Genomic DNA, 2921 nt, shown 5'->3' on the forward strand with positions numbered 1-2921 from the left:
AATTAGAACTTTATTACTTCTAATAATACCTAATTAATTATAATATTTAACATTTTATGTAAAATTTATAAAAAAATGTATATAATCTAAAACAAGTGACTATACTAAAAATATGATACGGATAACCAATAAGTTCAACCTATCTCCCCCAAAATAGAATGGGCTACAGTTCCCCCCAACTGTAGCTCATTTTCGTGTTATTTAGGTATTTTTCATTTCATTTCAATACAGTTAGTCTATATTCTTATCTTTACTTTTTATAAACATTAATTTTCCATTATTTATTCCCCATATCTCATCAGCAAATAGCGCAACTTCTTCTGAACTTGTTGTTATTATCACACATTTATTATCTTTATGTGCCAAATTATAAAACACATTTATTAGATTTTCTTCACTTTTATCATCAGTACTTTCTATAATATCATCACATACTATCAGGTTAGGATTATTAGATAATGACCTAGCAATACATACTTTTTGTTTATCATAATAAGATAAGTTTTCTACTCTCTCATTTGCTTTTTCTTTATTAATTCCTACCTTTTGTAGAATCTCATATACTATGTTATTTTTATTCTTTTTCTTATTTTCACTAATTGTCATTGGTAAAATGATATTATCCAAAACAGTTGCATTATTTAACAAATTATAATCTTTAAATATCGCACCCAGATACTTATTTCTATACATATCTTTATTTATACTTCTTAGACTTTTACCATTATAAATAATACTTCCATCAGTATAATCATCAAGACCTGATATCATAGATAACAAAGTACTCTTTCCTGAGCCAGATTTTCCTATAATAATGTACATTTTTCCAGCTTCAAATTTGGCATTTACATCTTTTAATACATATTTATTACTTCCTTCATATTTATAATTAACATCTATCAATTCTAGTATTCCCAATTTACACCACCTAATTTCTATCATAAATTATCTGTATTGGTCTATATACAATCGTACTATACACAGCTAATATGCTAGTCAATACTATCAACATTATAGCTACAATGGTTGTCTTAAATATTATATTTGGAATTAATTTATCTCTTAAACTTTTTACTTCTTGTTTGCTAGTATCGTTATTTATATCTATATTTTTATACTCTCTATTATTGAGTAAATCAACATTATGTATTGCATTATATTGATTTTGATATTCAAAAACATAATTTGATATATTTGAAGCGGATATACTTACAATTCCTCCTCCAAATATAATACATATTAAAATTATTATAAGGCTTTCACATATGAAACTCTGAACTATCTTAAATTTAGGCATCCCAATCAATATTAACACACCAATATAATACTTTATTTTTTTAATTGATGTTATAGAATTTATCATCAATAATATCGAACCTAATATTAATATTCCAAGCGTAACTGTAAAAGCTATATTAGACAAACGTTGCATTGGTTCTATTAGTTTACTGTATGCAAATTCATCTATAGTAACTTTATATATATCACTTAAACCTTTGTCTCTTACCTCTCTCTCAAATGCTTTTCTACTACTAGAATCTTTCAGTAAAAATCTAGCATTTGTATAGATTATTGGATTTTCTAATTCAACCTTCTTCTCAAATTCAACTAAAGTATTGTATGTAGTTAATATATTATCATATATACTATCTTCTTGAGTAACTTCTATATCTTTAGTATTGCTGTTTTCTTTTTTCTTATATATACCTACTATTTTTAAATTTAGCTTTATATCGGTACTATAATCACTTAATAGAGATATCGTATCTCCAATTTTCAACTTATTAATATCAATAAATTCTTCACTTACCATACATTCATTATCTTTTTGAAATACTCTTCCTTTTACCTTCTCCAGATTATAGTATTTAAGACTTTCATTCTTCTCTGTATGTCCTATAATTCCATAATTTTTAAACATCATATCATCATATACGATTTTTCTGCCATCATTAGAATTATATTTATTATCATCAATGTGTGCTGTGATATTCCCAATAAGAGATACTTTTTTTACATATTTTGATTTTGCAAAGTTTAAATAATCATTTACACTCAAGTTACTATATTTTATAATAGACTTTCCTGAATCATCCTGAACAAGCTTTTTACCATCAAGCTTAATTTGAACTTCTGATTCAAATTTTTTCTCATAATTCGCCTTTATCACATTAACATTCGAATTTATTATTGATGAAATTAATATTGCTAAGACCATCAATAACATAACAACTATACTAAACGAATTACGTAATTTATTTCTAAGTAAGTTTTTGACTGCATTATTTAAAATATACACTTCACATCTCCTCTTACCAATTCAATAATGTCTTAGAATTATTATATCTATCTTAATTTGTTATTTATATTCTTTAAATACTAGATAAAAAGTTGAACCTTTACCTTCTTCACTTTCTACCCATACAAATCCACTACATAAGTTGCATACATGTTTTACTAAACTAAGACCTATACCATATCCATCTTTATTTAATTCATTTATTCTATATCTGTCATAAAATATTTTTTTCATACTGTATTTATTCATTCCAATACCATTATCTTTTACTGATACAATAACGCTACCTTTTTGATTTTTCACATTTACACATATATCTTTACCTTCACCATATTTTATTGCATTGTCCAAAAGATTAGATACGCCTCTATAAATCCACTTTTCTTTCCCATAGATGCTCATATTTTCATCTTCCTCAAAATCAAAGCTTAAATTATCATATACTTTAGAATAATGGTCACATACTTGTGCACATATTAATGCTATGTCAACTTCATACATATCTTCATTATTTTTTGTATCACTTATTGCAAGTACATCTTCTACATTATTTGCAACTTTATTAAGAGTATTTAATAGTTCTTCATTTCCACTTAATTCTAGGCTTGTTCTAAGTATTGCT

At 25.2% G+C, this 2921-nt stretch carries 3 protein-coding genes; all 3 read right to left on the reverse strand.

Going from position 1 to position 2921, the window contains the following annotated elements; translation table 11 throughout:
- Positions 1–231: 231 nt before the first annotated feature.
- Positions 232–918, reverse strand: a complete 687-nt coding sequence (locus KGF50_RS21035; RefSeq protein WP_227849866.1) for an ABC transporter ATP-binding protein — start codon at positions 916–918, stop codon at positions 232–234.
- A 10-nt stretch (positions 919–928) separates the two neighbouring features.
- Positions 929–2299: an FtsX-like permease family protein gene (locus tag KGF50_RS22625; protein ID WP_227849867.1), complete on the reverse strand. Its 1371-nt coding sequence runs from the start codon at positions 2297–2299 to the stop codon at positions 929–931.
- Positions 2300–2359: 60 nt separating this feature from the next.
- The coding region (locus KGF50_RS21045) for a sensor histidine kinase (protein ID WP_227849868.1) at positions 2360–2921 on the reverse strand (562 nt) is incomplete at its 5' end.

The organism is Clostridioides sp. ZZV15-6598 (genome assembly GCF_020657705.1).
Classification (GTDB): domain Bacteria; phylum Bacillota; class Clostridia; order Peptostreptococcales; family Peptostreptococcaceae; genus Clostridioides; species Clostridioides difficile_F.